23 protein-coding genes are annotated in these 25028 nt (G+C 60.9%); 8 read left to right on the plus strand and 15 right to left on the minus strand.

From position 1 onward, the window contains the following. Nucleotides 1-87: 87 nt before the first annotated feature. From SJY10_RS09965 to SJY10_RS09990, 6 genes are all read right to left on the minus strand, one after another. Entirely contained in the window at nt 88-1752 is a 1665-nt protein-coding gene (locus SJY10_RS09965) for a BCCT family transporter (protein WP_386682087.1), read from the minus strand. Between the two features lie 111 nt (nt 1753-1863). Continuing rightward, on the minus strand, nt 1864-2847 hold the full coding sequence (locus SJY10_RS09970; protein WP_386682089.1) for an MDR family oxidoreductase: 984 nt from the start codon (nt 2845-2847) through the stop codon (nt 1864-1866). A gap of 115 nt (nt 2848-2962) precedes the next feature. Beyond that, nucleotides 2963-3466 carry a DinB family protein gene (locus SJY10_RS09975; RefSeq protein WP_386682091.1) on the minus strand — a complete coding sequence of 168 codons (504 nt, stop codon included), beginning with the start codon at nt 3464-3466 and terminating at the stop codon, nt 2963-2965. Continuing rightward, on the minus strand, nt 3463-4161 hold the full coding sequence (locus SJY10_RS09980) for a DUF1326 domain-containing protein (protein WP_386682093.1): 699 nt from the start codon (nt 4159-4161) through the stop codon (nt 3463-3465). Before SJY10_RS09980 ends, SJY10_RS09975 begins: the two co-directional genes overlap by 4 nt. An 11-nt stretch (nt 4162-4172) precedes the next feature. Beyond that, nucleotides 4173-4931 carry a DUF2182 domain-containing protein gene (locus SJY10_RS09985; protein WP_386682095.1) on the minus strand — a complete coding sequence of 253 codons (759 nt, stop codon included), beginning with the start codon at nt 4929-4931 and terminating at the stop codon, nt 4173-4175. 81 nt (nt 4932-5012) lie between these two features. Further along, a complete protein-coding gene (locus tag SJY10_RS09990) occupies nt 5013-5156 on the minus strand; it encodes a hypothetical protein (protein ID WP_386682097.1) in 144 nt (47 codons plus the stop codon). Here SJY10_RS09990 and SJY10_RS09995 point away from each other — a divergent pair. The 5 genes from SJY10_RS09995 to SJY10_RS10015 all read left to right on the plus strand — a co-directional run bounded on the left by SJY10_RS09995 (nt 5155) and on the right by SJY10_RS10015 (nt 10993). Further along, on the plus strand, nt 5155-6198 hold the full coding sequence (locus SJY10_RS09995; RefSeq protein ID WP_386682099.1) for an ABC transporter substrate-binding protein: 1044 nt from the start codon (nt 5155-5157) through the stop codon (nt 6196-6198). The two genes, SJY10_RS09990 and SJY10_RS09995, sit on opposite strands and share 2 nt — an antisense overlap. Before the next feature lie 228 nt (nt 6199-6426). Further along, nucleotides 6427-6777: a DUF4345 family protein gene (locus tag SJY10_RS10000; protein ID WP_386682100.1), complete on the plus strand. Its 351-nt coding sequence runs from the start codon at nt 6427-6429 to the stop codon at nt 6775-6777. A gap of 71 nt (nt 6778-6848) precedes the next feature. Next, on the plus strand, nt 6849-9326 hold the full coding sequence (locus tag SJY10_RS10005) for a penicillin acylase family protein (protein ID WP_386682102.1): 2478 nt from the start codon (nt 6849-6851) through the stop codon (nt 9324-9326). Nucleotides 9327-9380: 54 nt separating this feature from the next. Further along, a complete protein-coding gene (locus SJY10_RS10010; protein WP_386682104.1) occupies nt 9381-10139 on the plus strand; it encodes a GGDEF domain-containing protein in 759 nt (252 codons plus the stop codon). 71 nt (nt 10140-10210) lie between these two features. Next, a complete protein-coding gene (locus SJY10_RS10015) occupies nt 10211-10993 on the plus strand; it encodes a GGDEF domain-containing protein (protein ID WP_386682106.1) in 783 nt (260 codons plus the stop codon). Here SJY10_RS10015 and hflX read toward each other — a convergent pair. From hflX to dusB, 9 genes are all read right to left on the minus strand, one after another. Then, a complete protein-coding gene (gene hflX / locus SJY10_RS10020) occupies nt 10974-12254 on the minus strand; it encodes a GTPase HflX (RefSeq protein WP_386682108.1) in 1281 nt (426 codons plus the stop codon). The two genes, SJY10_RS10015 and hflX, sit on opposite strands and share 20 nt — an antisense overlap. Further along, entirely contained in the window at nt 12255-12488 is a 234-nt protein-coding gene (gene hfq / locus SJY10_RS10025) for an RNA chaperone Hfq (RefSeq protein WP_072899168.1), read from the minus strand. Between the two features lie 103 nt (nt 12489-12591). Next, nucleotides 12592-14112 carry a TrkH family potassium uptake protein gene (locus SJY10_RS10030; RefSeq protein WP_386682111.1) on the minus strand — a complete coding sequence of 507 codons (1521 nt, stop codon included), beginning with the start codon at nt 14110-14112 and terminating at the stop codon, nt 12592-12594. After that, nucleotides 14112-15488 (minus strand): Trk system potassium transporter TrkA, encoded by a 1377-nt coding sequence (gene trkA / locus SJY10_RS10035; protein WP_386682113.1) that lies wholly within the window; start codon nt 15486-15488, stop codon nt 14112-14114. The genes SJY10_RS10030 and trkA overlap by 1 nt, the downstream gene beginning before the upstream one ends. A 57-nt stretch (nt 15489-15545) precedes the next feature. Beyond that, nucleotides 15546-16946, minus strand: a complete 1401-nt coding sequence (locus SJY10_RS10040; protein WP_386682115.1) for a sigma-54-dependent transcriptional regulator — start codon at nt 16944-16946, stop codon at nt 15546-15548. Nucleotides 16947-16956: 10 nt separating this feature from the next. Continuing rightward, nucleotides 16957-19161, minus strand: coding sequence for an ATP-binding protein (locus SJY10_RS10045; RefSeq protein WP_386684606.1), 2205 nt, complete (start codon nt 19159-19161; stop codon nt 16957-16959). A gap of 125 nt (nt 19162-19286) precedes the next feature. Further along, nucleotides 19287-20657: a response regulator gene (locus SJY10_RS10050; protein ID WP_386682117.1), complete on the minus strand. Its 1371-nt coding sequence runs from the start codon at nt 20655-20657 to the stop codon at nt 19287-19289. Then, complete coding sequence (locus SJY10_RS10055) at nt 20657-21730, minus strand: nitrogen regulation protein NR(II) (RefSeq protein ID WP_386682119.1); 1074 nt, start codon at nt 21728-21730, stop codon at nt 20657-20659. The genes SJY10_RS10050 and SJY10_RS10055 overlap by 1 nt, the downstream gene beginning before the upstream one ends. Further along, nucleotides 21727-22713, minus strand: coding sequence for a tRNA dihydrouridine synthase DusB (gene dusB / locus SJY10_RS10060; protein WP_386682121.1), 987 nt, complete (start codon nt 22711-22713; stop codon nt 21727-21729). Before dusB ends, SJY10_RS10055 begins: the two co-directional genes overlap by 4 nt. A gap of 190 nt (nt 22714-22903) precedes the next feature. Here dusB and SJY10_RS10065 point away from each other — a divergent pair, with 190 nt between their 5' ends. Genes SJY10_RS10065 through SJY10_RS10075 form a run of 3 tightly spaced genes read left to right on the plus strand, consistent with a single transcriptional unit; the run spans nt 22904 to nt 24992 of the window. Further along, a complete protein-coding gene (locus tag SJY10_RS10065) occupies nt 22904-24022 on the plus strand; it encodes a bifunctional 2-C-methyl-D-erythritol 4-phosphate cytidylyltransferase/2-C-methyl-D-erythritol 2,4-cyclodiphosphate synthase (RefSeq protein ID WP_386682123.1) in 1119 nt (372 codons plus the stop codon). Further along, a complete protein-coding gene (locus SJY10_RS10070; protein WP_386682125.1) occupies nt 24019-24510 on the plus strand; it encodes a phosphatidylglycerophosphatase A in 492 nt (163 codons plus the stop codon). Before SJY10_RS10065 ends, SJY10_RS10070 begins: the two co-directional genes overlap by 4 nt. Further along, the gene (locus SJY10_RS10075) at nt 24507-24992 is read left to right on the plus strand and encodes a CinA family protein (RefSeq protein WP_386682127.1); all 486 of its coding nucleotides are present in this window, start codon (nt 24507-24509) and stop codon (nt 24990-24992) included. Before SJY10_RS10070 ends, SJY10_RS10075 begins: the two co-directional genes overlap by 4 nt. Nucleotides 24993-25028: the final 36 nt, after the last annotated feature.

Consider the following 25028-nt stretch of genomic DNA (forward strand, 5'->3'; position numbering starts at 1 on the left):
GATTACTTCCTTATACTGCTGTTATAAAACAAAAAAAGGCCCCCGCTGCGGTTGCGGGGGCCTTCCTATTCACTTTTGCACTTGGCGTTATTCGACTTTTGCCGCCGCCGCGGCCTTGGCCTCGGCGTGTTGTTCACGCTTGCCGTCACGGTAAAGCGCTTTGATCAACGCGACACACATCAGCAGCATGACAACGCTGAATGGCAAAGCGCCGATAATCATTGCGGTGTTGATCGCGTCCAGCCCGCCGGCCACCAGCAATGCGCCGATAACGATGCCAAGGATGCAACCCCATACGATGATATGGATGCGGCCCTTCTCGCTCTCGTCGCCGGCGGCGGCGATGGTGTTGATGATCAGGATCGCCGAATCTGCCGATGTGACCAGATAGGTCAGCAGCAGCACCACAATGACAACACTCATCAGCTTGGCCAGGAGCGGCGACAGCATGAAGTTGATCATCGCGAACAGCTGGCTTGAAATGCCTGCGCCCGTGATCTGATCGCCTGCCCCGCCATTCAACGTCAGATCAATCGCCGTACCGCCCGCAAAAGCGAACCAGACAAAGCACATGACCGACGGCACAATCATCGCGCCCAGCACGTATTCCCGCACCGACCGGCCCCGGCTGATCCGCGCCAGAAACAGGCCGACAAAAGGCGCGAATGCGATCCACCACGCCCAGTAGAACACCGTCCAGCCACCCTGCCAGCCCGCAAGCTGGTTCGCCACGTTATCAGCGTCGGTGCCGTCGGGGCTAAAAATGTTCACCGACATCGCCGGCAGCGCGATAAGATAATCCCACATGCCCACAAACAGCGATTTAAAGGCAAACATTGTCGACCCGAAGACCAGAAAGAACGCCAGGATAAAGAACGACAAGCCCATGTTCAGGTTGGACAACCACTTGATGCCCTTGCCGACACCGGACAGCGCCGACAACACCGAACACAGCATCACGATCACCAGGGCTGCCAGCATCGCCGCAACTGTCGGCGTGCCGTCCTGCGTCATCAGCCACTGCGCACCGGTAATGTTGAATACGCCGGATGCAAACTGCGATACGCCGTATCCGATGGTCACCGCGACACCCAGGATGGTGGCCACGACCGATACGATGTCAATGATATGGCCAAGCCGTCCCTCCAGCGCCTTGCCGAACAGTGGCGTCAGGCCCGACCGGATGGTCAAAGGCAAACCGCGCGCATAGGAAAAGAACGCCAGCGCCAGACCAACGATGGCATAGCAGGCCCAGGCCGACAGGCCCCAGTGCAGAAACGACCACTTGAACGCATCGCGCACATTGTCCGCCGCACCGCCTGTTGTCAGACCTTGGATCGTTTCTGGGTTGGTGCCGAAGTGGTAGATAGGCTCTGCCGTGGCATAGGTCAGCATACCAATGCCGATACCGGCGCCAAACATCATGGAAAACCATGAAAAGCTGTCAAAGTCTGGTGTGTCACCTGGCTTGCCCAGCATCAGTTTTCCCGTGCGCGGATAAAGCGCCAGACCAAAGCAGGTCACGATAAACAACGCGACAACATACATATACCAAGGCCCGGTATAGGCATCGATCGTGGACCGGATCGCACCCAGCGTGTTGCCGGCATTTTCCGACCAGACAACGGCCCAGATGATCAGCAGGACGATGACGATCTTGGCGCCCAAGGTCACGTAGGTATTGTAACCTTCGTAAAATCCGGTGTCGGCCGTATCGATATCAAGTTTCCGCAAAGGCGGTTTAAAGGGCATCTGTAAGAGTCTCCCGTGTTTTGATTAATTATTAAGCACGCCACCTAACACGATCACAGATGCCGGCAACCATCGCCCGGCACCTCTTTGAACCACCGTATCTTTAATATCTCATGAATTGACATCCACCACGATCCGCCCCCGCACCTGGCCTTGCAGAATGTCCGCGCCCAGACGCGGCAGGTCAGACAAGCTCGCAGAGGTCACCATCGCCTGCAGCTTGCCCATCGGCAGATCACGGGCGACGCGCTTCCACGCCCGCAGGCGGTTGCCATAGGGTTGCATCACGCTGTCGATGCCCAGAAGGTTCACACCCCGCAGCAAAAACGGAATGACCGATGCCGGCAGCCCCGCGCCACCCGCCAGACCGACCGCCGCAACAGAGGCACCGTATTCCATCTGCCCCAATACCCGCGCCAGCATCGCGCCGCCCACCGCATCAACGCAGCCGCCCCACCGCTCGCCTTCCAGTGGGCGCTTGACCGACTCGGCCAGATCTTCACGGGCGATAATCTCGCTCGCCCCCAGATCGCGCAGATAATCCGCCCCTTCCGGCCGCCCGGTCACCGCCGCCACCTGATGCCCCAGGTGCGACAGGATCGCGGTCGCAACCGATCCGACGCCGCCAGAGGCACCAGTCACCAGCACCGGCCCTGCCTTGATGCCGTGATCCTCCAGCGCCATCACGGCCAGCATCGCCGTCAAACCGGCGGTACCGACAGCCATGGCATCATGCGTGCTCAGCCCCTCTGGCAGTGGCACCAGCCAGTCCGCCTTCACCCGCGCCTTTTGTGCATAGCCACCCCAATGCGCCTCGCCCACACGCCAGCCGGTCAGCACGACCTTGTCGCCGGGCGCATAGCGCGCGTCATCCGATGCCTCGACCGTGCCGGCAAAGTCGATACCCGGCACATGTGGATAGCTCCGTACCAGCCCGCCCCCCGGCCCAAGGCACAGCCCGTCCTTATAATTCACCGTCGAATAATCGATCGCAACCGTCACCTCACCCGAGGGCAACCGGTCCAGATCAATCTGCTGCACTGATGCGCTGGTCTGACCATCCGCATCCTTTTCAACGACCAACGCATTAAACATCTCGCCTCTCCCTTTTGTTGAACCAAACTTCATCTGGCCAAATAAACTCCCGCCGGAGGCTCCGGCATATCCATCAATCCTTAAACCCGGCGCAGCCCCGTTTGGCCTGCAACCCTCAGCCCCGCGGCATCAAAAACAATGCGGCCGGCGGCAAGGCCTGCCCCATCCCCGCCAGCACAAGGCGGACTTGGCCGCGCAAATCAGTTTGCTGGTTAAACATATGCATCACACATATATCGCGGGGCGCGATGACATCGCTTTGGCTGGTCAGCGACCAGAATGCCAGATCACCATGCAGATCGACACTCGCCAGCGTATCTGCCCACATCCGCAGCGCACCGTCCGCCCGAAACCGTTCAGCCCACCAGGCAGCGGTTGTCGGTGTCATCCGCGCCGTCTCGCCCCGGCCCACATCAGGCGTTTTGACATTAAAAAGCCGCGACAGCCACATTTGATCCAGCCACAGCAAATGGTTCAGCGTGCCCAGCACCGACCCCTGCGGCAAGCCGTGATCCGCGGCCAGATCAGCCTCGTCCATCTGCTTCAGCACGTCCCATAGCGCCTTGTTCTGCCAGGCATTATATCGCGCCATGGTCCGGCAATAGGTGCGATCGGTCACGGTTTGGGCCCTTTCCAGTCAATGGGGCAAACTTCAGCGGATTTTCCGCCAAAATCCCAGACCCGGCCATAATCGCGCACTTTGGATTTTACGCCCGTCGCGGCAATAATATCCGGCCCCATCCAGTATTTCGAATTGCTGATCATAACCGGATGATCAGGGTCGGCCCCTTTCAATATCTCGATCTCGCCTTGGATTTTCCGCCCGATATAGATGCCCCGCTTGGTGCCATCGCGCACAATCTCGACCTTTTCCCGCTCTGCCCCGATGATTTCTGACACCAGCATGGTGAACAGCCCCGTCGTGCCGCCCGCCTGCCCCGAAAAAATCTTCAGCAATCCGCCATAGGCTTTTTCGCTGGACCGATCATCGACATAGGCCGCCACCTTCCAGTTGCCTTCAGCCATGCGGCCCGGAATATCGACCAGCAGGCCGACGTTCAGGCCGGACAAGTCCTCGCCTTCGAAATGCCCTTCATCAATCGCGATGGCCATCCAGGCATGGCAATGGCCCTCGGTCGGGGGGTGTGCCCCAAGCGATACCACGCAGGGACAAAACACCGTGCAAGAGCAGTTCAGAAACAGCTCGCCTTTGATCGCCCAATTGGTCGGCTGCATCTTGGCGCGGCGCGGATTGGCGACGCGGCTGTCGATCCGCTGGGATACCGCAATCCGGTCCGCTTTTGTCTGTGCCATGCCAGCCTCCTTTACATTGTCGATGCGGCTGCAACGCCGCAACCTGCCAGAACCAGAATGAAACCCGCCGGCCTGATCAACCGATGTCCTATTGCGGGCAGCTTCTCCAAAACCATGAAAAGCGTGGCAGCACCCATCCACAGCAATGACATGGTGCCCGCCACAAACCCCAACGCCATGAAGCCCCAGCAACAGATGGTGCAATACCCCCCCAGCCGCAGCCCAATATCCAGCCCGCCGCCAAAGCCGGTGCGCCAGTACCCAAGGAAAAATGTCATCGGTGCATGGCACCTGCCATGACAGACAGCTTTGGTGCGACTGAACTGGAAGACACCCACCGCGACCAGCAGGGCGGCAGTCAATAGTTGCGATGTCAGCACCCCCAGCGCATCGACAAAGCCCGCCCCGACCAGCACGACCTGCAGCATTGCAATGCCGGCGGCAAAGGCAAGCCATGCCAGACTGTAACCCAGCAAAACGCCCCACCAGCCCGCGCGCGTGCCGTCCGCCGCGACGATCAGCCGCTCGTAGGTGCCAAGCGCCGGCACCATCGCCGGCAGCATCATCGCTGCCATCATGATTGACCACATGCCCATCAATGTGCCGAACTGCGTCATCGGCATCAGGTTCAGCCCGGTCGGCCGCCCCCAGACATCCAGCCCGGCCATGCGGGCCATCATGAACATCAAGGCCCATGCGGCCAGGATGACGGCAAATACCGCAATCCATGACAGGCTGCGAAGGTCAAGACGTACTGCGGCCCTCTCCATGCTGCGCGCTGTCCTCCCAAACGATGCGTGGCACTATGCTGGCACGGCAAACCCGTCGTGCCAAGCCCTCTTGCCAAACGGCTAAACCGCGCCTTCGCCTGCATTTTCGGCGCAGTGGCCGCCACCTGCCCGCGCAGCACCGCCTTCATGCGTTTCCGTCTTGCCCGATCCCAAGCCGCACAATAACGTCACGCCCAAAGCAACATCACGGGAGTTTTCGATCATGAATACCAAGACCTTACTGGGCGGCACCGCTCTTGCCCTTTTCGCCACGACCGCAATGGCGCAGGATGGCGACCTTCTGGTGCTGGACTACCCCGGTTTCGAACTGCCCGAATACCATACAGCCTATCTGGAAAAGCATGGCCAAGAACCGACTTTCAGCTTCTTTGGTGACGAAGAGGAAGCCTTCCAGAAAATCCGCTCCGGCTTTCAGGCCGACGTGGCCCATATCTGCGCCGGATCTGTGACCAAATGGGTGGAAAGCGGTATTCTTGACGAATGGGATACAGCAAAGATCGACGCCTACGATACGCTTGACAGCAACCTGACCGGCACCGATGTGGCCGCCACCGACGGCGTTTACTTTATCCCCACCGATTTCGGCTCGACCGCCATCGCCTACAACCCTGAAGAAGTCCCGGCAGAGGATGTCGCCACCCTTCAGGTGTTCAAGGACCCCAAGTACCAGGGCCGCATTTCATTGCCAGACAACGTAGATGACGCCTATGCGCTGGCCTATCTGGCCACCGGTGTCGACAACTGGACAGAGGCCACCGATGACCAGTTCGAAGCCGCTTCCCAGTGGCTGCGCGACGTGCATCCCAACCTGCGCACCTATTGGACCGACCCGGCAGAGCTGGCACAGCTGATGGCAACAGGCGAAATCCAAATCAGCTGGGCCTGGAACGAAACCTATCCCACCATGGTCGACGAAGGTCGCCCTATTGGTTTTCAGCGCACCGCGACCGAAGGCTCCTCGCTGTGGCTATGCGGTTATGTGAACCTCAAGGACGGTCAGGGCGCAGAGGAAAACGCCTATGATTACCTTAACGCCATGCTTGCCCCCGCCTCTGCCATTCCGCTGCTGGAAAACGGCTTCGGCACAGCAAACAAAGCCGCGCTGACCGCCGAGATTACACAAGAGCAGCTGGTCGCCGCCGGACTGGAGGAAATCGACGTCCCCGTTCTGGCCCAATTGCCCATGAGCAACGAAATGCGCGAGCGCCAGGCCGAAACCTTCGAGCTCATCAAAGCTGGCTTCTAAAGCCCGCCAGCCACAACCACACCACCAAAGGCGGCGCCCCAAAGCGCCGCCTTTCCCTCACCCCCCCTTCTTCTGGTCAAAAATATCCCGGGGGTGCGGGGGCTGGCCCCCGCTACAACGCCCGCCCCGATTTGCACAAATTTCCTTACCAGCCCCCACGTCGCCCGCACTGGCCATTCGCATCCCTCCTACTACCTTCTCGCTGAACCCGCACAGGAGCACGCCATCATGGACATTCTTAACATCCTCTTTGCCCTTGCCAGCATCGGCCTTGGCGCTGTCGGCTGGCTGGCCCCCGGCTATACGATGACCCTGCTTGACCTGAAAAAGTCGGGTGACAGCAATATGGGGCCAAGCGAGGTGCGCGCCGCCTCTGGTGCGCTGTTCATCGGCCTTGGCCTTGGCGCAATCCTCATTGGCGGCCCAGTCGCTTATGGCATGATCGGCTGCGCTTGGACGGGGGCGGCGATTGGCCGGGCGACTTCGTTAGTGCTTGACGGCACCAGCCCGCTCAAGTGGAAGTTCTTTGCCACCGAAGCCGTCGTTGGCCTTGGCGCGCTTTGGGTCAACTTCGGCTGATCCCGGCCAAAAGCGCGGTAGCGGCCAGCGCCAGCGCAGGTTAAAAGGACGCCTGAACGACGGGGGATCCTATGGCGCTGATTTTCAAGTGGCTGCTGCGGTTGGCGACAGGTGTGTTTGTCTTGGCCGTGGGCCTCGTCACGCTGGCGTGGTATTTCGCCTCGCGGTCGCTGCCCGATTACGACGGCACCTATAGCGTCACCGGCATCACGGCCCCGGTGGAAATCGTGCGCGATAACGCCGATGTGCCCCATATCTTCGGCCAGTCGGACGAGGATGTGTTCTTTGCCCTCGGCTATGCGCAGGCGCAGGACCGGTTGTGGCAGATGACGATGCTGCGCCGCACGGTGCAGGGGCGTCTGTCGGAAATGTTCGGTCCCCGCACCCTGAAAATCGACATGCTGATGCGGCGGCTGGATCTTTACAACCTTGCCGTCAGTTCGGTCAAAGCGCAGGACGCCCCGACGACTGCCGCCCTGACCGCCTATGCCGCCGGCGTGAACGCTTGGCTGGGTGAAATCAACTCCGGATCACGCGGGCGCGGCGCGCCGGAGATGTGGATCTTTAACGCGCCCATCGCGCCTTGGCAGCCGGCCGACAGTATTGCAATTCTCAAACTGCTGGCCCTTCAATTGTCAGGCCAAGCAACAGAAGAAGTGCTGCGCGCGCGCACCTCGCTCATCGTCTCGCCAGAGCGACTGGCCGATATCCTGCCCGACGATCCCACATCGGGCATCGCTGCCCTGCCAGATTACAGCGCGCTTGTTGGTGATGTCCCCAAATACGCAGCCAATACCCGCGGGCCGCACGATCCACTTGACCCCGTCGCACCGCGCGGGCTGCAAGGCGCGTCCAACGCCTGGGCTGCCGGGATCACCCGCTCTGCCACGGGGTCAACCTTGCTGGCCAGCGACCCGCACCTGCAACTGACCGCGCCGACGGTGTGGTATCTGGCGCGGCTGCAGCTTGCTGCCGGCGACGTCATCGGCGGGACCATTCCCGGCCTGCCTGTCGTGCTATCGGGGCGCAGCGCCGATCTGGGCTGGGGCATCACCAGCGGCTATGTCGACGATCAGGACGTGCATATCGAACAGATCAACCCCGACAACCAGAACCAGTACCGCACCGCTGACGGCTGGAAGGATTTCCGCAGCCGCGACAGCATTATCACGATCAAGGACGCCCCCGCTGTCACGCTCAAGTTGCGCTGGACCGACAATGGCCCTGTCCTGCCCGGCGATACATTCGATCTGGGCACGATTACCCCGCCCGGTCATGTGACCAGCCTGTCATGGACCGCGCTGCGCGGCGATGATCCGTCCCTGTCTGCTGCTATGGCGATGATGCGCGCCAAAACGATCGAAGATGCGATCGACGCCGCCGAACCCTATGTCGCGCCCGCGCAGAACCTGACACTGGCCGACCGCACCGATGTCGCGATGAAAACCATCGGCGCCATCCCCCGCCGCGATCCCGCGCACCAAAGCCAGGGGCGCCTGCCGTCCTATGGCTATCTGCCGGAAAACCAGTGGCAAGGCGTCATGCCCTATGCTGACAATCCCGAATTTATCGCCCCCGACGGCGGCATTGTCGGTAATACCAACAACAAGACCGTGGACCGCCCCTTTCCGAACCATGTCTCTTATAACTGGGGCGACACGCAGCGGGTGAACCGCTGGCAGCGCCTGATGCAAAGTCGGCAGGTCCACACCCGCGACAGCTTTATCGAGGCGCAACTGGACACCGTCAGCTTTACCGCCCGGGCGCTCTTGCCGCTGATGGGGGCCGATTTGTGGTATACGGGCGATGCGGCCCCCGACGGCACCCCGGAACGCCAGCGCCAGATCGCGCTTGATCTGCTGGCTAACTGGAACGGAGAGATGAACGAACACCTGCCAGAGCCGCTGATCTACGCCGCTTGGCTGCGTGCGCTGCAGGATCGCCTGATCCGCGACGAGCTTGGTCCGCTGTCGTCCGAATTTACCCATGCCGATCCTGTGTTTATCGAGCGGGTGTTCCGCGATGTCGGCGGCGCGTCGGTCTGGTGCGATGTATTGCAATCGGCCCCCGTGGAAACCTGCACCGATATTTCGCGTCAGGCGCTGGACGATGCGCTGATCTGGATCGGTGAAAAGTGGGGGCAGAACCTGGAAACCCTGCGCTGGGGCGATGCCCATCAGGCCGCGCACGACCACCCCACCCTTGGCACCCTGCCGGTGCTGCAATGGTTCCTGAACATCCGCCAGTCCACCAGCGGCGGCGACAACACCTTGATGCGCGGCAAAACGCTTGGCACCGGACCGGACCCGTTTTTAAACGTACATGCCGCCGGCTACCGGGGCGTCTATGACTTTGCCGATCCCGACAGCTCGGTCTTTGTCACCGCCACCGGCCAGTCAGGGCACTTTTTGTCTCGCTACTATGATAATCTAGGAGAGTTGTGGCGCCGGGGGGAATATATTCCCATGTCGCTTGATCCCGACCTGGCCCGCGCGGCAGCCTTGGGCACGATGGTATTGCAACCGCGAACAAGTTCAAAAGCGCCCTAATTTCCACGCGCCGGTTAAGCATTGGAAAAGGGGTTCCGGCGCATGGTCGGCCCCATGACAAAAGATACCCTTTTCCTATGGCTGTTTCGGATTTTTGCGCTGAACCGGCCCCGCGATTATGTGCTGAAACCGCTGGCGGTCACGGCAGCATTTCTGGCGCTATTCAGCATCGTCACCGTGGCCATTCTGCGTCAGCCTTTGGCATCGCTGCCCGGTCTGACGGTGACAGCGGGGCTGGTACAGCTGCCCTTTACCGCCCTCGCCTTTGCCATGCTGACCTATATGAACCGAATGCAGACCCATCTGGCCGAACTGGCCATGACAGATGTGCTGACCGGCCTGCCGAACCGCCGCGCCTTTGTTGCGCAGGCGGGGCGTGCACAGGCGGGCGGGCATGCCGGATTTATCCTGATTATCGACGCGGACCATTTCAAGCGCATCAATGATACCTATGGCCATGCGGTCGGGGATCGCTGCCTTCAGGCCATTGCCAAACGCCTGAATGACGTGCGCCGGGCAGAGGATTTGATCGGCCGTATCGGAGGAGAGGAATTTGGAGCCTACCTGCCCTATTGCACCATGCAGGAAATCGACCAGCTTGGTAAAAGGCTGTGCAACGCCATCCTGATCAACCTGCCCGACCTTGCCGCGCCGCTGCGCCTGACCATGTCCGTGGGGGCCGCGGAAACGCGCCCAAACGAGCTGATAGAAGCCGCCTTGTCCCGCGCGGACGAGGCGCTTTATCTTGCCAAGGCGGGCGGGCGGGCGCGGTTGATCGTCTGGACGCGATCTGCAGCACTGGACGTAGCGTAAGGCGCGAAATCTTTAGACCTTGTTAACCTTTCGCAACCTAGAGTGCGCCCATGTTGTACTACGGTCGAACCATGGCGATGCGGATTATCCGCTGGACCACCCCGCGGGGCGGGTTCGATACGGTTTTCAAGTTTGTGTTTTTCATGGTGGTGATCCACGCGGTTTCCGTCAGCGTTGAATACGCAATGGTTGGCGAAATCGGCCTGCCCCCCCTAATGCGGTTTGCCTTGTCCACGCTGACCGCGGCCCCCTTTGTGGCGCTGGCGCTTTTTGCGGTGCACCGGTCCTATGTCCTGCATCTGCAACTCGCCTCTTTGGCCAGCACGGATATGCTGACTGGAATGAAAAACCGGCGCGCCTTTTTCACCCTGATCGAAAATCACATCGCGGACGGCGATCAGGGCATCGCGATGATCGCCGATGCGGACCATTTCAAGGATATCAACGATACTTACGGCCATGCCGTCGGCGATTTGTGCCTGCAGGCTATCGCGGAACGGCTGCGCGACGTGACGAATCCCGACGAAACCATCGCCCGTATCGGAGGAGAGGAGTTCGGCCTGTTCATCCGCAGACCCACCAGCGAAATTAGGGACTTGGGACTCGCCCTTTGCAGTCCAATTCAAGTGACCTACGATCCGGCTCGAAAACCGGTGTGCCTGACGTTGTCGGTCGGTGCCGCACGAATTGACTTGGGCGAACCGCTGGAACGCGCGATGCGCCGCGCTGACGAAGCGCTTTATCAGGCCAAACTTGCCGGTCGCGGGGCGCTGGTGACCTGGGTCGCCCCCTCGCTGCCAGCACAGTCAGGGGCGGTTCAGTCACGTACTTCGTTCAATCCGGCAACCGGTTGAACCGCTCTTTCTGGATCGCTGACCAGAACACATCCATGCGGTATCCGTCATCAGTCTGCGCGTCGGCTGTCACCACCCCCTGATCAAACAACCAGGCGCGCGCCTTGCCCTGTGCGAATCCCAATTCCAGCACCTCTGCCGTGCGCGGATCCTTTGTTTTCTCGGTTATGGCGTCCAGCAGAGCGTCAAGGCCATCGCCGGTAATGGCAGAGGTGGCAAAGATATCCTCTGTTCGCTCCGACTGCACCATCATGCCATCGCGTTCCTGTGGCGACAGCCGGTCCACCTTATTCCAGACTTCCAGCATCGGCGCAGTATCAGACACGCCTAAGGTCGTCAGAATCGCCATAACGTCATCGGCCTGTTCCTGACTTTGCGGATGGCTGATGTCGCGCACATGCACGATCAGATCCGCATCAAGCACTTCTTCCAGCGTTGCGCGAAAGGCCGCGACCAGTTCGGTCGGCAGGTCAGAGATGAAACCAACGGTATCGGACAGGATGATCTTTTCGCCGTGGGGCAGTTCGATCTGCCGCATCGTCGGGTCCAGCGTGGCAAAAAGCATGTCCTTGGCGAACACTTCTGCCCCGGTCAACCGGTTGAACAGCGTCGATTTTCCCGCGTTGGTATAACCGACAAGTGCCACAATGGGATAGGGCACCTTGGCCCGTGCAGCGCGGTGCAGGGCGCGGGTCTTTACGACTTTGGCCAGCTGCGCTTTCAGGCTTTGCAGTTGCAGGTCGATGGCGCGCCGGTCCGCCTCGATCTGGGTTTCGCCGGGGCCGCCGACAAAGCCAAGCCCGCCGCGCTGGCGTTCAAGGTGGGTCCAGGCACGGACAAGGCGGGTGCGCTGATAGGACAGTGCCGCCATTTCGACCTGCAACACGCCTTCCGCGGTGCGGGCCCGGTCCGAGAAAATTTCAAGGATCAATCCGGTCCGGTCCAGCAGCTTGACGCCCCATTCCTTTTCCAGATTGCGCTGCTGCACCGGCGTGACGTGACCGTCCACCAATACCAGCTCGGCCTCTTCCGCTTTGATGCGCTCTTTCAGCTCTGCGATTTTGCCTTTGCCGAACAGCATCCCGGGGTGCAATTTAGGCAGGCGCACGACTTCGGCCCCCACGACCACAAGGTCGGGAAGCGCAGCAGCCAGTGAAATCGCTTCTTCAAGGGCAGGTTCGGCATCCCTGCGATCCCGGTCTGTTTTCAGATCGGGATGCAGGACAAAAGCCCGCGTAACGGGCCGGTCGCGTTCGAACAATTATTCCTCGCCTTCATACAGGCTGATGGGCTGGGCCGGCATGATCGTCGAGATCGCCGATTTGTAAACCAGTTGGGATTGGCCATCGCGGCGCAGCAGCACGCAAAAGCTGTCAAACCATGTGATGACGCCCTGCAATTTGACACCGTTCACCAGAAAGATGGTCACCGGGACCTTGGTCTTGCGCACATGATTCAGAAACGCATCTTGCAGATTGGCTTTATCGGACGCCATGAAAGTTCACCCTGTCTTATTCTTGCAGCCGCGGACCGGCTGGTTCATTGCGCCTGATTATGTCTTTTCAGGTGGTGATGTTCCACCCCAAAAAGTGAACAGCTTATTTACGCCAGATTTCCGGGTTGAAAAGCGCAACAATCGCCAGGGTTTCAAGCCGGCCCAGCACCATCGCACAGGCCAAAATCGCCTTGGCCAGCCCCGGCAGCCCGCTGTAGCTGATCGGCGCTTCTGCGGCGACGACGGCAAGGGGGCCGGTGGTAGATAGCGACGCCACGGTCAGAACCATCGACACTTCGAATTGCACGCCGGTCAGCGACATCAGGATCATGATTGCCGCCACGGACAGGGCGAACAGCATGAAGAATATCCATGAAATATAGGCACCCTGACGGCGGATCATCCGCGCCTCGCGTCCGCCGCCGGCCACCGATGACGGGTGAAGCAAGCGTTCCATTTCCCGCTCTGAATGGCGGGCCAGGGCATAGACCCGCAGCAATTTGACGCCGCCCGCGGTCGTGGCCGCACCGCCGCCGATCAGGGACAGGCCTACCAGAAACAGGCCCGGCGTTTCCAATCCCGACCAGCGGGCCGCGCCGTCCCAGAAATGCGATTCGAATCCTGTGGTCGTCAAAAATGACGTCACGGTAAAAATGCTGCCCCAGATTGAAGCAAAAAGCCCGACGATATTGGACGGAGCCCCCTCTTCGATCGTGCCCAGATAGTGCCGCGCGAACAGGATCAGCGTGGTTCCCAGAATCAGCCCGATCGCCAGCCGCATTTCCGGATCGCGCATAAGCCGGGCATCACTGTCGCCGAACATGCCGCGTGAAAACGTCAGCCGCGAAATGGCAAAGATGAAAAAGCCGAACACCACGACTTCGCCCCAGAACCCGGCAACAGCATAATACAGCCCCCCGATCGGAGAGATGCCGGACGTCGACAGCACGGACATCGCATGGCAAAGCGCGATATACGGCACCTCGCCTGCGATGATAAGCAGAATCCACAGCACAAATGTCAGTGCCACATAGATCGGTGCCAAGGTTGCGCCATGGCGGAACAGCCGGTCCTGCACCTGCGCCGTCTGCTGGATCTGGCTGTAGCGGCCGGCCGTGACGGGGGCACTGCCACCGGCAGAGCGGACCTCGAACCCGCCAAGGTTCATGGGTGCGAAAATTGCCGCGGCCATGATCCAGACCAGCAGCCCGCCCATCCAGCCGACCGTCGCGCGCCACAAATGCAGTGACGGCTGCAACCGGCCCGCGTTTTCATAAAGCGTTGCGCCGGTGGTGGTGAAACTGCTGACCATTTCGAACCACGAATCGAAAAACGACAGGCTACGCCCGGCTTCTTGGAACGGAACGGCAAACATCACTGGCAGCAAGGCAAAGGCCAGCAGCAGCGTCAAAAGCTGGCTGCGCGCGGCAGATCGGGGCTGGGTGCCGGCGGTTGCGACGCCAATCAGAACCGTCAGTGCGAAAAACAGGACTGCGCCGTAAAAGAAGGCGCGCATGGTGACAAAATCGCGCAGAACCAGCGCGTGTGTTGCCGGCACAAGCATCGCCAATGCACCGATCCCCATCAGCAACACAAAGAAAGGTAAGGCCTTGATCCGTTGCATCAGAAAAAGTCGATCGACACCTGAAGCAGGCGCTCGACCTCTGGCACATCATCGGCCATCGCGAAAATAACGATAATATCGCCTTCTTCGATGCGGGTTTCGCCGGTCGGTTTGACAAGGCCGGACGGTTTTAACAAACCGCCGACCAACGCTCCTTCGGGAAAGGCGACATCGCGGATTTTCTGCCCGGCCATGGGCGATGTGCCCAGCACCTGCGCCTCAAGCATCTCTGCCTCTGCGTCGCCGATGGAATAGACGCCGCGCACCCGGCCATGGCGCACATGGCGCAGAATCGATGACACCGTCGTCGATCGCGGGTTGATATAGGCGTCGATATCCAGCGGCCCCATCAAAGGCACAAGGCTAGGGTCGTTCACAAGGCAGATCGACATCCGGCAGCCCATTTCCTTGGCCCTGACCGATGCCAGCAGGTTCGTCTTGTCGTCGTCCGTCACCGCCAGCACCGCATCGGCAGAGCCGATCCCGGCCTCGTCCAGCAGGGCTGAATCAAGGCCGTCGCCATTCAGAACGATCGTCCGGTCAAGCGCATCCGCCGCAGATTCGGCGACGGTGCGGGACTTTTCGACCATCCGCACCCGCAGCCGCTCTGGCCGGGCTTCCAGGGCCAGCGCCACGGCGCGGCCAACGTTTCCGCCGCCGATGATAACGATACGCTCTTGTTTTGTTTGGGTTTTGCCAAAGATTTCCAGCGTGCGGTTCATATCTTCATGGTGGACAAAGATATAGGCATCATCGCCGGCAAACAGCTGATCCTTTGCCGTTGGCACCCACAGCACGCCATCGCGGCGAATGCCAACAACCACGGCGCGCAGCGTCGAAAAAAGATCGGTCAGCTGCCGCAGCGGCGTGTTGATCACCGGGCAGTCAGCCTCGATCGTGATGCCCATCAGGGTGCCTTGCCCGTCAAGAAAGTTTTCCGTGTCAAACGCCGCAGGGGACGCAAGGCGCTGCAAGGCGGCCTCCGCGACTTCGCGTTCCGGGCTGATGACAACGTCGATTGGCAAATGATCGCGGCGGTAAAGGTCGGAATAAATCGCATCCAGATAGCTTTGCGCCCGCAAGCGCGCGATCTTGCGGCGGATGTTGAACACGGAATGGGCCACCTGACAGGTGACCATGTTCACTTCATCTGAATGGGTTGCGGCGATGATCATGTCAGCGTCGCGCGCCCCTGCCCGGTCAAGGATATCGGGATAGCTGGCAAAGCCGGAAATGCCCTGCACATCAAGGGTATCCGTGGCGCGGCGCACCAATTCGGGGTTGTTATCCACGACTGTGACGTCGTTGCGTTCACCCGCCAGATGGCGCGCAATCTGCCAGCCGACCTGCCCTGCACCACAGATAATGACCTTCATGCGTGCCTATCCTTTGAAACTTTCCCCCTCGTGACAGAGCCGCGAGGGGTCGTCAATTCAGCTGTCTTCTTCGACGTAGGCGACCCGCGCACCCGCCTTGTTCGCCGTGGCGACGCCCAGCGATTTCAGCTTGCGATGCAGCGCGCTGCGTTCCATGCCGACAAAGGACGCGGTGCGGCTGATATTGCCGCCAAAACGGTTGATCTGCGTCAGCAGGTATTCACGCTCGAACAGCTCGCGCGCCTCGCGCAGGGGCAGCGTGGCAAGCCCGCCGGACAGCACGATACGGCCATCACCTGCAGGTGCCTCTTCGGACGAAGGCAGTTCGCGTGCGCTGATAGGGTCGGTGGATTCCCCAAGGATCAGAACACGTTCCACGACATTCTTAAGCTGGCGCACATTGCCGGGCCACAGCATCGTCTGCAGCAGGGCGCGGGCATCATCTGCCAGACTGCGCAGCGGCAGACCCTGCGTGCGGTTCAGCATCGCGATGAAATGCTCGGCCAGCACGGGAATATCCTCGCGCCGTTCCTCAAGGCTCGGGACTGCGATAGGCACGACGTTCAGGCGGTGGAACAGTTCCTGACGGAACCGGCCGGCGTCAATCTCGACCGCCAGATCGCGGTTGGTGGATGACACAAAGCGCAGATCGACCTGCACCTTTTCTGTGCCACCGACGCGCTGAAAGGACTGGTCCACCAGCACGCGCAGCATCTTGGCCTGGGTGCCAAGGGGCATTTCCGCAACCTCGTCCAGATAGATGACACCGCCATGCGCCTGTTCCAGCAGACCTTTTTCCACACCGCGACCCGGCGTTTCGCGGCCGAACAGTGTCTCCTCCATCCGGTCGGGTTCGACGCTGGCAGAGTTGATGGTGACGAAAGGCGCATTGGCACGGGCGGAATGGGCGTGGATGTAGCGGGCAGCAATTTCCTTGCCCGCCCCCGCAGGTCCGGTCAGCATCACGCGGCCATTGGATTTGGTGACCTTGTCCAGCTGCGACTTGAGCCCGCGAAACGCCGCGCTGTCGCCCAGCATTTCCGTTGGCGCGGATTCGCCGCGCTTCAGTTCTACGTTCTCGCGGCGCAGGCGACTGGTTTCCATCGCGCGGCGGATCACGACCATCAGCTGGTCAATGTTGAACGGCTTTTCGATAAAGTCGTAGGCGCCCTGTTTGATCGCCGCGACGGCGATTTCAATGTTGCCGTGGCCAGAGATGATGACGATCGGAATTTCCGGATGATCGCGCTTGACCGCTTTCAGGATATCAATCCCGTCCATCGCGCTGTCTTTCAGCCAGATATCAAGGATCATCAGCGCGGGCTTTTGCTTTGCAATCGCGCTCATGCATTGTTCAGAGTTTGCAGCGAGCCGGGTTTCGAATCCTTCGTCCTGAAGAATGTCGCCAATCAACTCTCGAATGTCACGCTCGTCGTCGGTGATCAGGATATCGCTCATACTACAAACCTCATGCTGGTATTTTTGTGGCCGCCGCGCCCACGGGGGACAGCGGCAGCAGGATAACGGCGCAGGCACCGCGGCGCCCGCTATCGTCAAAAGGAACGGCATCCGTCAGGGACAGGGAGCCGCCGTGTTCTTCGATGATCTTGCGCACGATCGGCAGGCCAAGCCCGGTGCCCTTGTCGCGCGTCGTCACATAGGGTTCGAACAGGCGCGCACGATCTTCGGGCAAGCCAATGCCGTTATCGGAAATCGCGATGCGCGCTTGAAGGGGAGTTTGCGTCAGTTCGACGCGTATTTGCGGCGCGACCTCTGCGCCGGTGTCTTGCAGGGTCTCGATCGCCTCTCCGGCGTTCTTGATCAGGTTGTTTAGCGCCTGCCCGATCATCGTATCGTCCAGATCCGCCAGCACGGCTGGGTCTGGCAAATCAAGTTTGATGGTAACGTCCGGCTGACCCGCCTCTTGCAAGGTGACAGCATCCCGGATCAGGCGGGTCAGATCGCTTTGCGCCAGTTGCGGTTCGGGCATGCGGGCGAATTTGCTGAACTCGTCCACGATGCGGCGCAGATCGTTGGTCTGGCGCACAATCACATCGGTCATCTGGTCCAGCTTGTCGCTGTCCTGCACCTCGGCTGAAAACTTGCGTTTGATCCGTTCCGCAGACAGCTGGATCGGTGTCAGCGGGTTCTTGATTTCATGTGCGATGCGGCGGGCAACATCGCCCCAAGCGGCCATGCGCTGCGCACTGACCAGATCGGTGACGTCGTCAAAGGCGACCACATAGCCGTCCAGTGTGCCGTCCGTGCCGGTCCGCGGGGCCATGCGCACCAGCAGGCTTTCCTGCGATCCGCCGCGCACCAGATTGATCTGTTCCTGCACAGCAGCGCGCCCTTCGCGGCGCAGACGTTCGAATAAGGGCCCGAATTCCGGCACAGCGACTGACAGCTCTGTCGCCGCAGCCTCGCCCTGACCCAGCGACAACAGGCGCGTCGCGGACGGGTTCATAAAGGCAACCCGCCCCACTGCATCCAGACCCACAACGCCAGAGGTCACAGAGCTAAGAACGGAATCGAACAGCCGGTTGCTGTCCATCAGGTCATCGCGCTGTCCCTTCAAACGGCTGGTCATCTGGTTAAAGTAATGGCCAAGCTGGCTGATCTCGTCGTTGCCGTCATCCTCGATCACGCGCACATCCAGATCGCCTGCGCCCACGCGCTGCGATGCCGTCACCAACCGCCCGACAGGACGCGACAGACGCTCTGCAAACTGCAGACCAGTCCAGGTGGCCGCCAAGATCAGGATCATCGCAAAGCCAAGGTAAAGAAAGCCGAACTGGAACAGCAGCTGACCGCGATCGCGTTCAAGCTGTTCGTAAAGCGCGACGGTTTCTTCGGTATCGTCCAGCAGCGACAGGATTTCCCCGTCCACGGCGCGGGTTACATAAAGATAGCGGTCCTGAAACGATCCCATCGCGATCAGGGCGCGGAATTCGTTATTCGCGCCGTCTTCGATGATCTGCACACCGGTCTGTGAGGCGACGGCGAAATCTTCGGGTGTGGGGCGCTCGTAGTTGAAATCATAGGACTTGCCGCCGCGGGTCATGATATCGCCCGCGCCGTTCAGAAAGAAAACTTCGGTCAGGCCGCGATCAAGCTGGTTTTGCACACCGGCAATCGCCTGACGCACATCCCCGTCGTCCATAAAGAAATTGGTCTGCCGTTCCAGATTAAGATAGGCAGCCAAGGCATTGCCATCGCGCAATAATTCGCTGCGTTCCTGATTGTCGTATGCCTGCGCTGTGGTCAGCGACGTGCCCAGCACGTTCTGGACCCGCTCTGAAAACCAGCCTTCAAAGCCCAGGTTAATCGATAGCACGGCAAAGACCGCGACCAGCACCGTCGGGATCAACGCCAGCGCCACAAACACGCCCGTCAGTCGCAAGTGCAGCCGCGAGCCCGCGGATTTGTTGCGCCGCGCCACGATCATGGATGTCACGCGCTGGATCACCAGCCCCGCAACCATGATGATATAGACCAGGTCGGCCAGCAGGATCAGCCGCAGAACAGGCGACGACGCGCCCTGTTCCAGCGGACCGCCAAGGATCACAAAGGTTGCGATCGTCAAGGCGGGGCCAAGTACGACAAGACCAACGGTCGTCGCATTCTGCACGGCACGTCTGCGCCGCCAACGGGCCAGCCGTTGGAAATTCATGCCCAAAAGGGAACGCTCCACGCGCTTCGCCCTGTCACCGTGGCAGGTTTAACCCCGCCGTTACCGCCATATTGTGTGGTCCTGCCGGAACAATGTCGTTCCGGGGCCACGATTATGTTGCGGTTTTACATCAATTTGCGGCGCCGTGTCACGCGAATATCGAGGTCTGTGATCTTCTTTCTGAGGGTATTTCGGTTAATTCCCAATAAATCAGCACATTTCGCCTGATTTCCCCCCGTCGCGTCCAAGGCGATCTCGATCAGGGGTGCCTCAACTTCGCGCAGGATGCGGTTGTACAGGCCTGGAGGCGGCAAGGTTCCGCCGTGCAAATCGAAATAGCGCTGCAGATGGCGGCCTACGGACACCGACAGCTTTTCACCTTCTGCGCCGCCGCGCATCGGTTCCATCGCAGGCTGATTGCCCAACACGGCGTCGACTTCGGCGCGGGTGATTTCATCGGCCGCCGCGGTAAAGACAAGCCGGCGCACGGTGTTTTCCAACTGGCGCACGTTGCCCGGCCAGCTGTAGGCGCGCACCATGTCCATCGCGCCGGGCGACAGGCGGCGCAGCGGCGCGCCGTCCCGCTCTGCCGCGCCAAGGAAATGGTCGGCCAGCAAGGGAATATCATCGACCCGTTCGCGCAGCGCCGGCACGGCGATGGTGACGCCCGACAGGCGATAAAACAGATCGTCGCGGAACGCGCCTTCTTCGATCAGGGCGCTTAGGTTGCCTTGGGACGTTGCCATGATGCGCGGCGCATTATCGCCCAGCGTATCAAGCAGGCGCACGATACGCGCCTGCGCGCCTGCGTCGAAGTCGCCGATTTCATCGAACAAAATGGTGCCGCCCTTGGCCCGCGACAGGATCATGCTGGGGCCATCCGCGCCCGCAAGATCGGCGGAAGTCACTGTTACGAACGGCAGCGACCGGCGGTCGGAAAAGTCGTGCACGGCCCGGGCAATCAGCGATTTACCAGTCCCGGATTCGCCAGTGATCAGCACGGGTAGCGCGGTGTTCATGACCCGCGCGACAAGGCGGTATAGCGTTTGCATCGCGGGCGTCCGCCCGACCAGCGGCAGATCGGATGCCGCATCGGACCGTTCGATCTGGCGCGGGGTGGCATTGGCGTGGCGCTTTACCTCTAGCGCGCGGGCAGCGCGTTTCATCAGATCGGGCAGATCGAACGGCTTGGGCAAGTAGTCGTAGGCGTCCGCCTCTGCCGCTTGAATTGCCGTCATGATCGTATTCTGCGCCGAAATCACGATGACCGGCATGCCGGGCCGCGCCTTTGCGATCAGGGGTAGCTGTTCCAGCCCGTTGCCGTCAGGCATGATGACGTCGGAAATGACAAGATCGCCTTTGCCCTCGTCCACCCAGCGCATCAGGGTCACAAGGCTGGACGTCGCATGCACCTTACATCCTGCCCGTGTCAGCGCCTGCGTCAGTACCGTGCGGATCGTGCGGTCGTCGTCCGCTACCAGAACCGTTCCATCCATCAGTTTTCTCCGTCGTCGTTTGAATCTGCCAGTGGCAAGGACAGGCGAAACACGGTGCGGCCGGGGCCGGAATCGACCGTGATCCAGCCGCCGCCGTCGTGCATCAGCTTGCTCACCAGCGCGAGGCCCAGTCCGGTGCCGTTTTCACGGCCCGACACAAAAGGCTCGAATACATCTGCGGCGATATCGGGCGGCAGGCCGGGACCGTCGTCGATCACCTCGATCTGCAGCGGCAAACGCGCCTGCGTGCCGTCGGCCTGCATCACCCGCAAGGATGCGTCGTAAAAGGTACGCAGACGGATCGTGCCGCCGGGGCCGCCGGCCTCTGCCGCGTTCTTGATCAGGTTCTGAAAGACCTGCTGCAACTGGTCTGCATCGGCCAGCGCGCGGGGCAAGGACGGATCGTAATCCGTCAGAAACATCATATGCGCCGCAAACCCGACAGAGGCAGACTGCCGCGCCCGGTCCAGCGTGTCATGAATATTGATCGACTTGCGCAAGGCCGGGCGCAGGTTGCCGAACTGTTCGACCTGCTCCAGCAGCTTAACGATGCGGCGCGATTCAGCGACGATCAGATCGGTCAGCTCCTGATCCTGCGGCTCCAGCCCCATGGACAGCAGTTGCGCCGCGCCTGTGATGCCCGCAAGGGGGTTCTTAATTTCATGCGCCAGCATTTCGGCCATGCCGATGGCAGACCGCGCGGCCTTGCCGGACATGGCATTCTGGTTCAGGCGGCTGACGATCTGCTGCGGGCTGATCATCATGATCGTCACCCCGTCCTGGCCGGTCAGAGGTGCAAACTGGATATTGCAATGCAGCGGTGCCCGCATGCCCGATCCCACGTCCACGTCGTTGATAAACAAGGATGTCCGCTGCTCTCTTGCCCGCTCGAACGGGACTTCCAGCGGCGCGTCGATCAGCACCTTCTCCCAGACCACCTCTCCTACCAGCGTTTTGGCCGACAGGTTCAGAAAGCTTTCGGCAGCCGGATTGGATTGCAAAATAACGTCGTTTGCGTCCAGCAAAAGGGCCGGAACCGGCAGCGACGTCCAAAGAGCTTCATCTTCGATCATGCGGCCACCTGTGCGGGTTGGATCAGGGCATCTGGCAGTAAGGACAAGACCTTAGCCGGATTATTTAATGTTAAAACCGCGCCGCGCAGATCGCGCGGGGTGTTGGCCACGTCCATATACCATCCCAGATGTTTGCGGGCGACGCGAAGCCCAAGTTCGCTGCCATAGAACATCAACATCGCCTCGTAATGTTTTGATACCATGTCAGAAAATGCATGCCCTTCCGGCATTTCTGGTGCGGCTGTGCCATAAAGTTCGCTGCAGATCTGCGCCAGCACCCAAGGCCGCCCCTGCGCACCCCGCCCAACCATGACGCCATCGGCACCCGACTGGTCCAGCGCGGCCTGTGCTGCGGCGCTATCGGTGATGTCGCCGTTGGCAATCACAGGGATCGTGACCGCATCGCGCACCCGGCGGATCGCGGCCCAGTCAGCGCTTCCCTTATAAAACTGGCACCGCGTGCGTCCGTGGATCGTCACCAGCGCGATGCCTGCATCCTGCGCCCGGCGCGCCACATCAGGCGCGTTCAGACTGTCGTCGTCCCAGCCAAGGCGCGTTTTCAGCGTCACGGGAATATCCACGGCGTTCACCACCGCCTCGATCAGGCTCAGCGCGTGATCAGGCGTGCGCAGCAAGGCGGAACCGGACAGGCCGCCCGTCACCTTTTTCGCGGGGCACCCCATGTTGATGTCGATGACGGCCGCACCGTTATCCGCGACCATACGCGCAGCCTCTGCCATCCAATAGGCGTCGCGGCCGGCCAGTTGCACGGCGGTGGCGCTTTGGTCAAAGCCAAGCTCTGCCCGGTCGCGCACTGACGGTTTCGCCTGAACCATATCCTGAGAGGCGACCATTTCCGACACGACCCAGCCCGCGCCAAAGCTGGCCACCAATTGGCGAAATGGCAGGTCGGAAATGCCAGCCAGCGGCGCAAGGGCCACCGGTGGGTCAGGCAAGAAAGTGGGTACTGCTGTCAAATTCATCTTTTGCCTAAAGGCTGTGCGTCTGCGTTCTGATTTAGACGCTGCAACGCAGGGTGACAACGCGGCGCAGTCCAATCGGCCGGTTTATGCAGGCAATCGCCCAAAAATTAGGCGACAGCCCAGTGATTGCGTAGTGTTTGGCTGATCGTTAGTCACGCCCTGTGTCATTCGCGCGAAAAGGAAGCCGGCCTTGCCAAGCACAACCGCAATTATCGTCGCTGCCGGACGCGGCCTTCGTGCCGGAGGCGCAACGCCAAAGCAATGGCAAAGCCTTGGCGGGACAACCGTTTTGTCGCGGACCGTCGCGGCTTTTGCCCGCCATCCGAAGATCGACGGGATCGTGCTGGTTCTTCATCCGGAGGAGCTGGACCGCTGGACGGACGATTCCGTCACGGTCGTTGCGGGCGGTGCGACGCGGCAAGCCTCGGTCATGGCGGGGCTGGCGGCAGTGACCAGCGATCATGTCTTGATCCATGACGCGGCACGCCCGCTGATCAGCGCTGCTGTGATTGACCGCGTCCTTGCTGCGCTTGGCGATACCCCCGGCGCCGCCCCCGCGCTGGCCGTGACCGATGCACTGTGGCGCGGCGACCGCCATGTGACCGGCGTGCAGGATCGCGAAGGGCTGTTTCGCGCGCAGACGCCGCAGGGCTTTCATACCGAGGCCATACGCGCCGCCCATGCTGCGCACACCATGCCCGCCGCCGATGACGTCGCCGTGGCCCGCGCCGCGGGGCTGGACGTTGCCATTGTGGCGGGGGATGAAGATAATCTGAAAATCACGCACCGCGAGGATTTCGCGCGTGCCGAAAAACTGCTGAGGGAACCGATGGATATCAGGCTAGGCAATGGCTATGACGTGCACCGCTTTGGGCCGGGGGATCATGTGATGCTGTGCGGCGTAGCCGTGCCGCATGCACGGGGGCTTCAGGGACATTCCGACGCTGACGTTGGGATGCATGCAGTGACGGATGCGATTTACGGCGCACTGGCGCAGGGCGATATCGGCGTGCACTTTCCGCCGTCCGATCCGCAGTGGAAAGGCGCTGAAAGCCAGATCTTTCTGCGCCATGCTGTGCAACTGGCCGCCGATATGGGCTATGTCATTTCGAACATCGATTGCACATTGGTATGCGAATACCCCAAGGTCGGCCCGCATCAGGCGGCCATGCGTGCTGCGATGGCCGGTATCATGAGGCTGGATGCCGGACGCATCAGCGTCAAGGCGACGACGTCGGAACGGCTTGGGTTTACCGGACGCGAGGAAGGCATAGCCGCCATCGCAACCGCAGCATTGGTGGCAAAATGACACGACTGATCGCGACCGTCTTTTATATCGGCTACCTGCGCCCCGCGCCGGGGACATGGGGGTCACTGGCCGCCCTGCCCCTTGGCCTGTTTCTTATGATCCTCGGCGGGCCGTGGCTGTTAATCATCGGTACCGCCGCGCTGTTTGGCCTTGGATGGTGGGCGACCGTGCATGAAACCCGGCGGTCGGGAAACGAGGACCCGTCCGAGATCGTGGTGGACGAAGTCGTCGGACAGTGGATCGCCCTGTGGCCACTGGCGATTGGCGCGGCCAATGTCGGCGCGTCCTATACGGCGCTGTGGCCGGGCTGGGTTGCGGCCTTTGCCCTGTTCCGCCTGTTCGACATCAAGAAGTGGGGGCCCGTTGGCTGGGCCGACCGGCGCGGTGATCCGCTGGGCGTGATGCTGGATGATGTGATCGCGGGCATCTTCGCCGCCATCGGCGTCGTGCTCTTTGCCGGCCTTTATCACGGGATCATCTTGCAATGACGGATGCAGCGCAGCTTTTGGACCTTGCCCGCGCCCGCGGGATCAAGATCGCCTTGGCCGAAAGCTGCACAGGCGGGATGATCGCGGCGGCGCTGACAGATATCGCTGGCAGCTCTGCCGTGTTTGATCGCGGATGGGTCACCTATTCCAACAGCGCCAAGATGCAGATGCTGGGCATCCTGCAGGATACGCTGGACGACTTCGGTGCCGTGTCAGAAGAGATCGCCCGCGAGATGGCGCAGGGCGCGTTCGATCAATCCGACGCGCAGATCGCCCTGTCCGTGACGGGCATCGCAGGCCCCGGCGGGTCAGAGCATAAGCCCGAAGGCCGGGTCTGCTTTGGCATCGCAGCCGGCGACGGGCTGCATACAGAAACGGTGGAGTTTGGCGCACTTGGCCGAGGCGGTGTAAGGGCGGCCGCATTGGCGCACGGGCTTGGCTTGCTTGCCGCTGGCATTGTTCAATTTTCGATTGATAATTAGGCACAACCCCGTAAAGCAGCCTAATTGCCATGCAAT

Source organism: Loktanella sp. R86503 (genome assembly GCF_042466455.1).
Taxonomy (GTDB): domain Bacteria; phylum Pseudomonadota; class Alphaproteobacteria; order Rhodobacterales; family Rhodobacteraceae; genus Loktanella.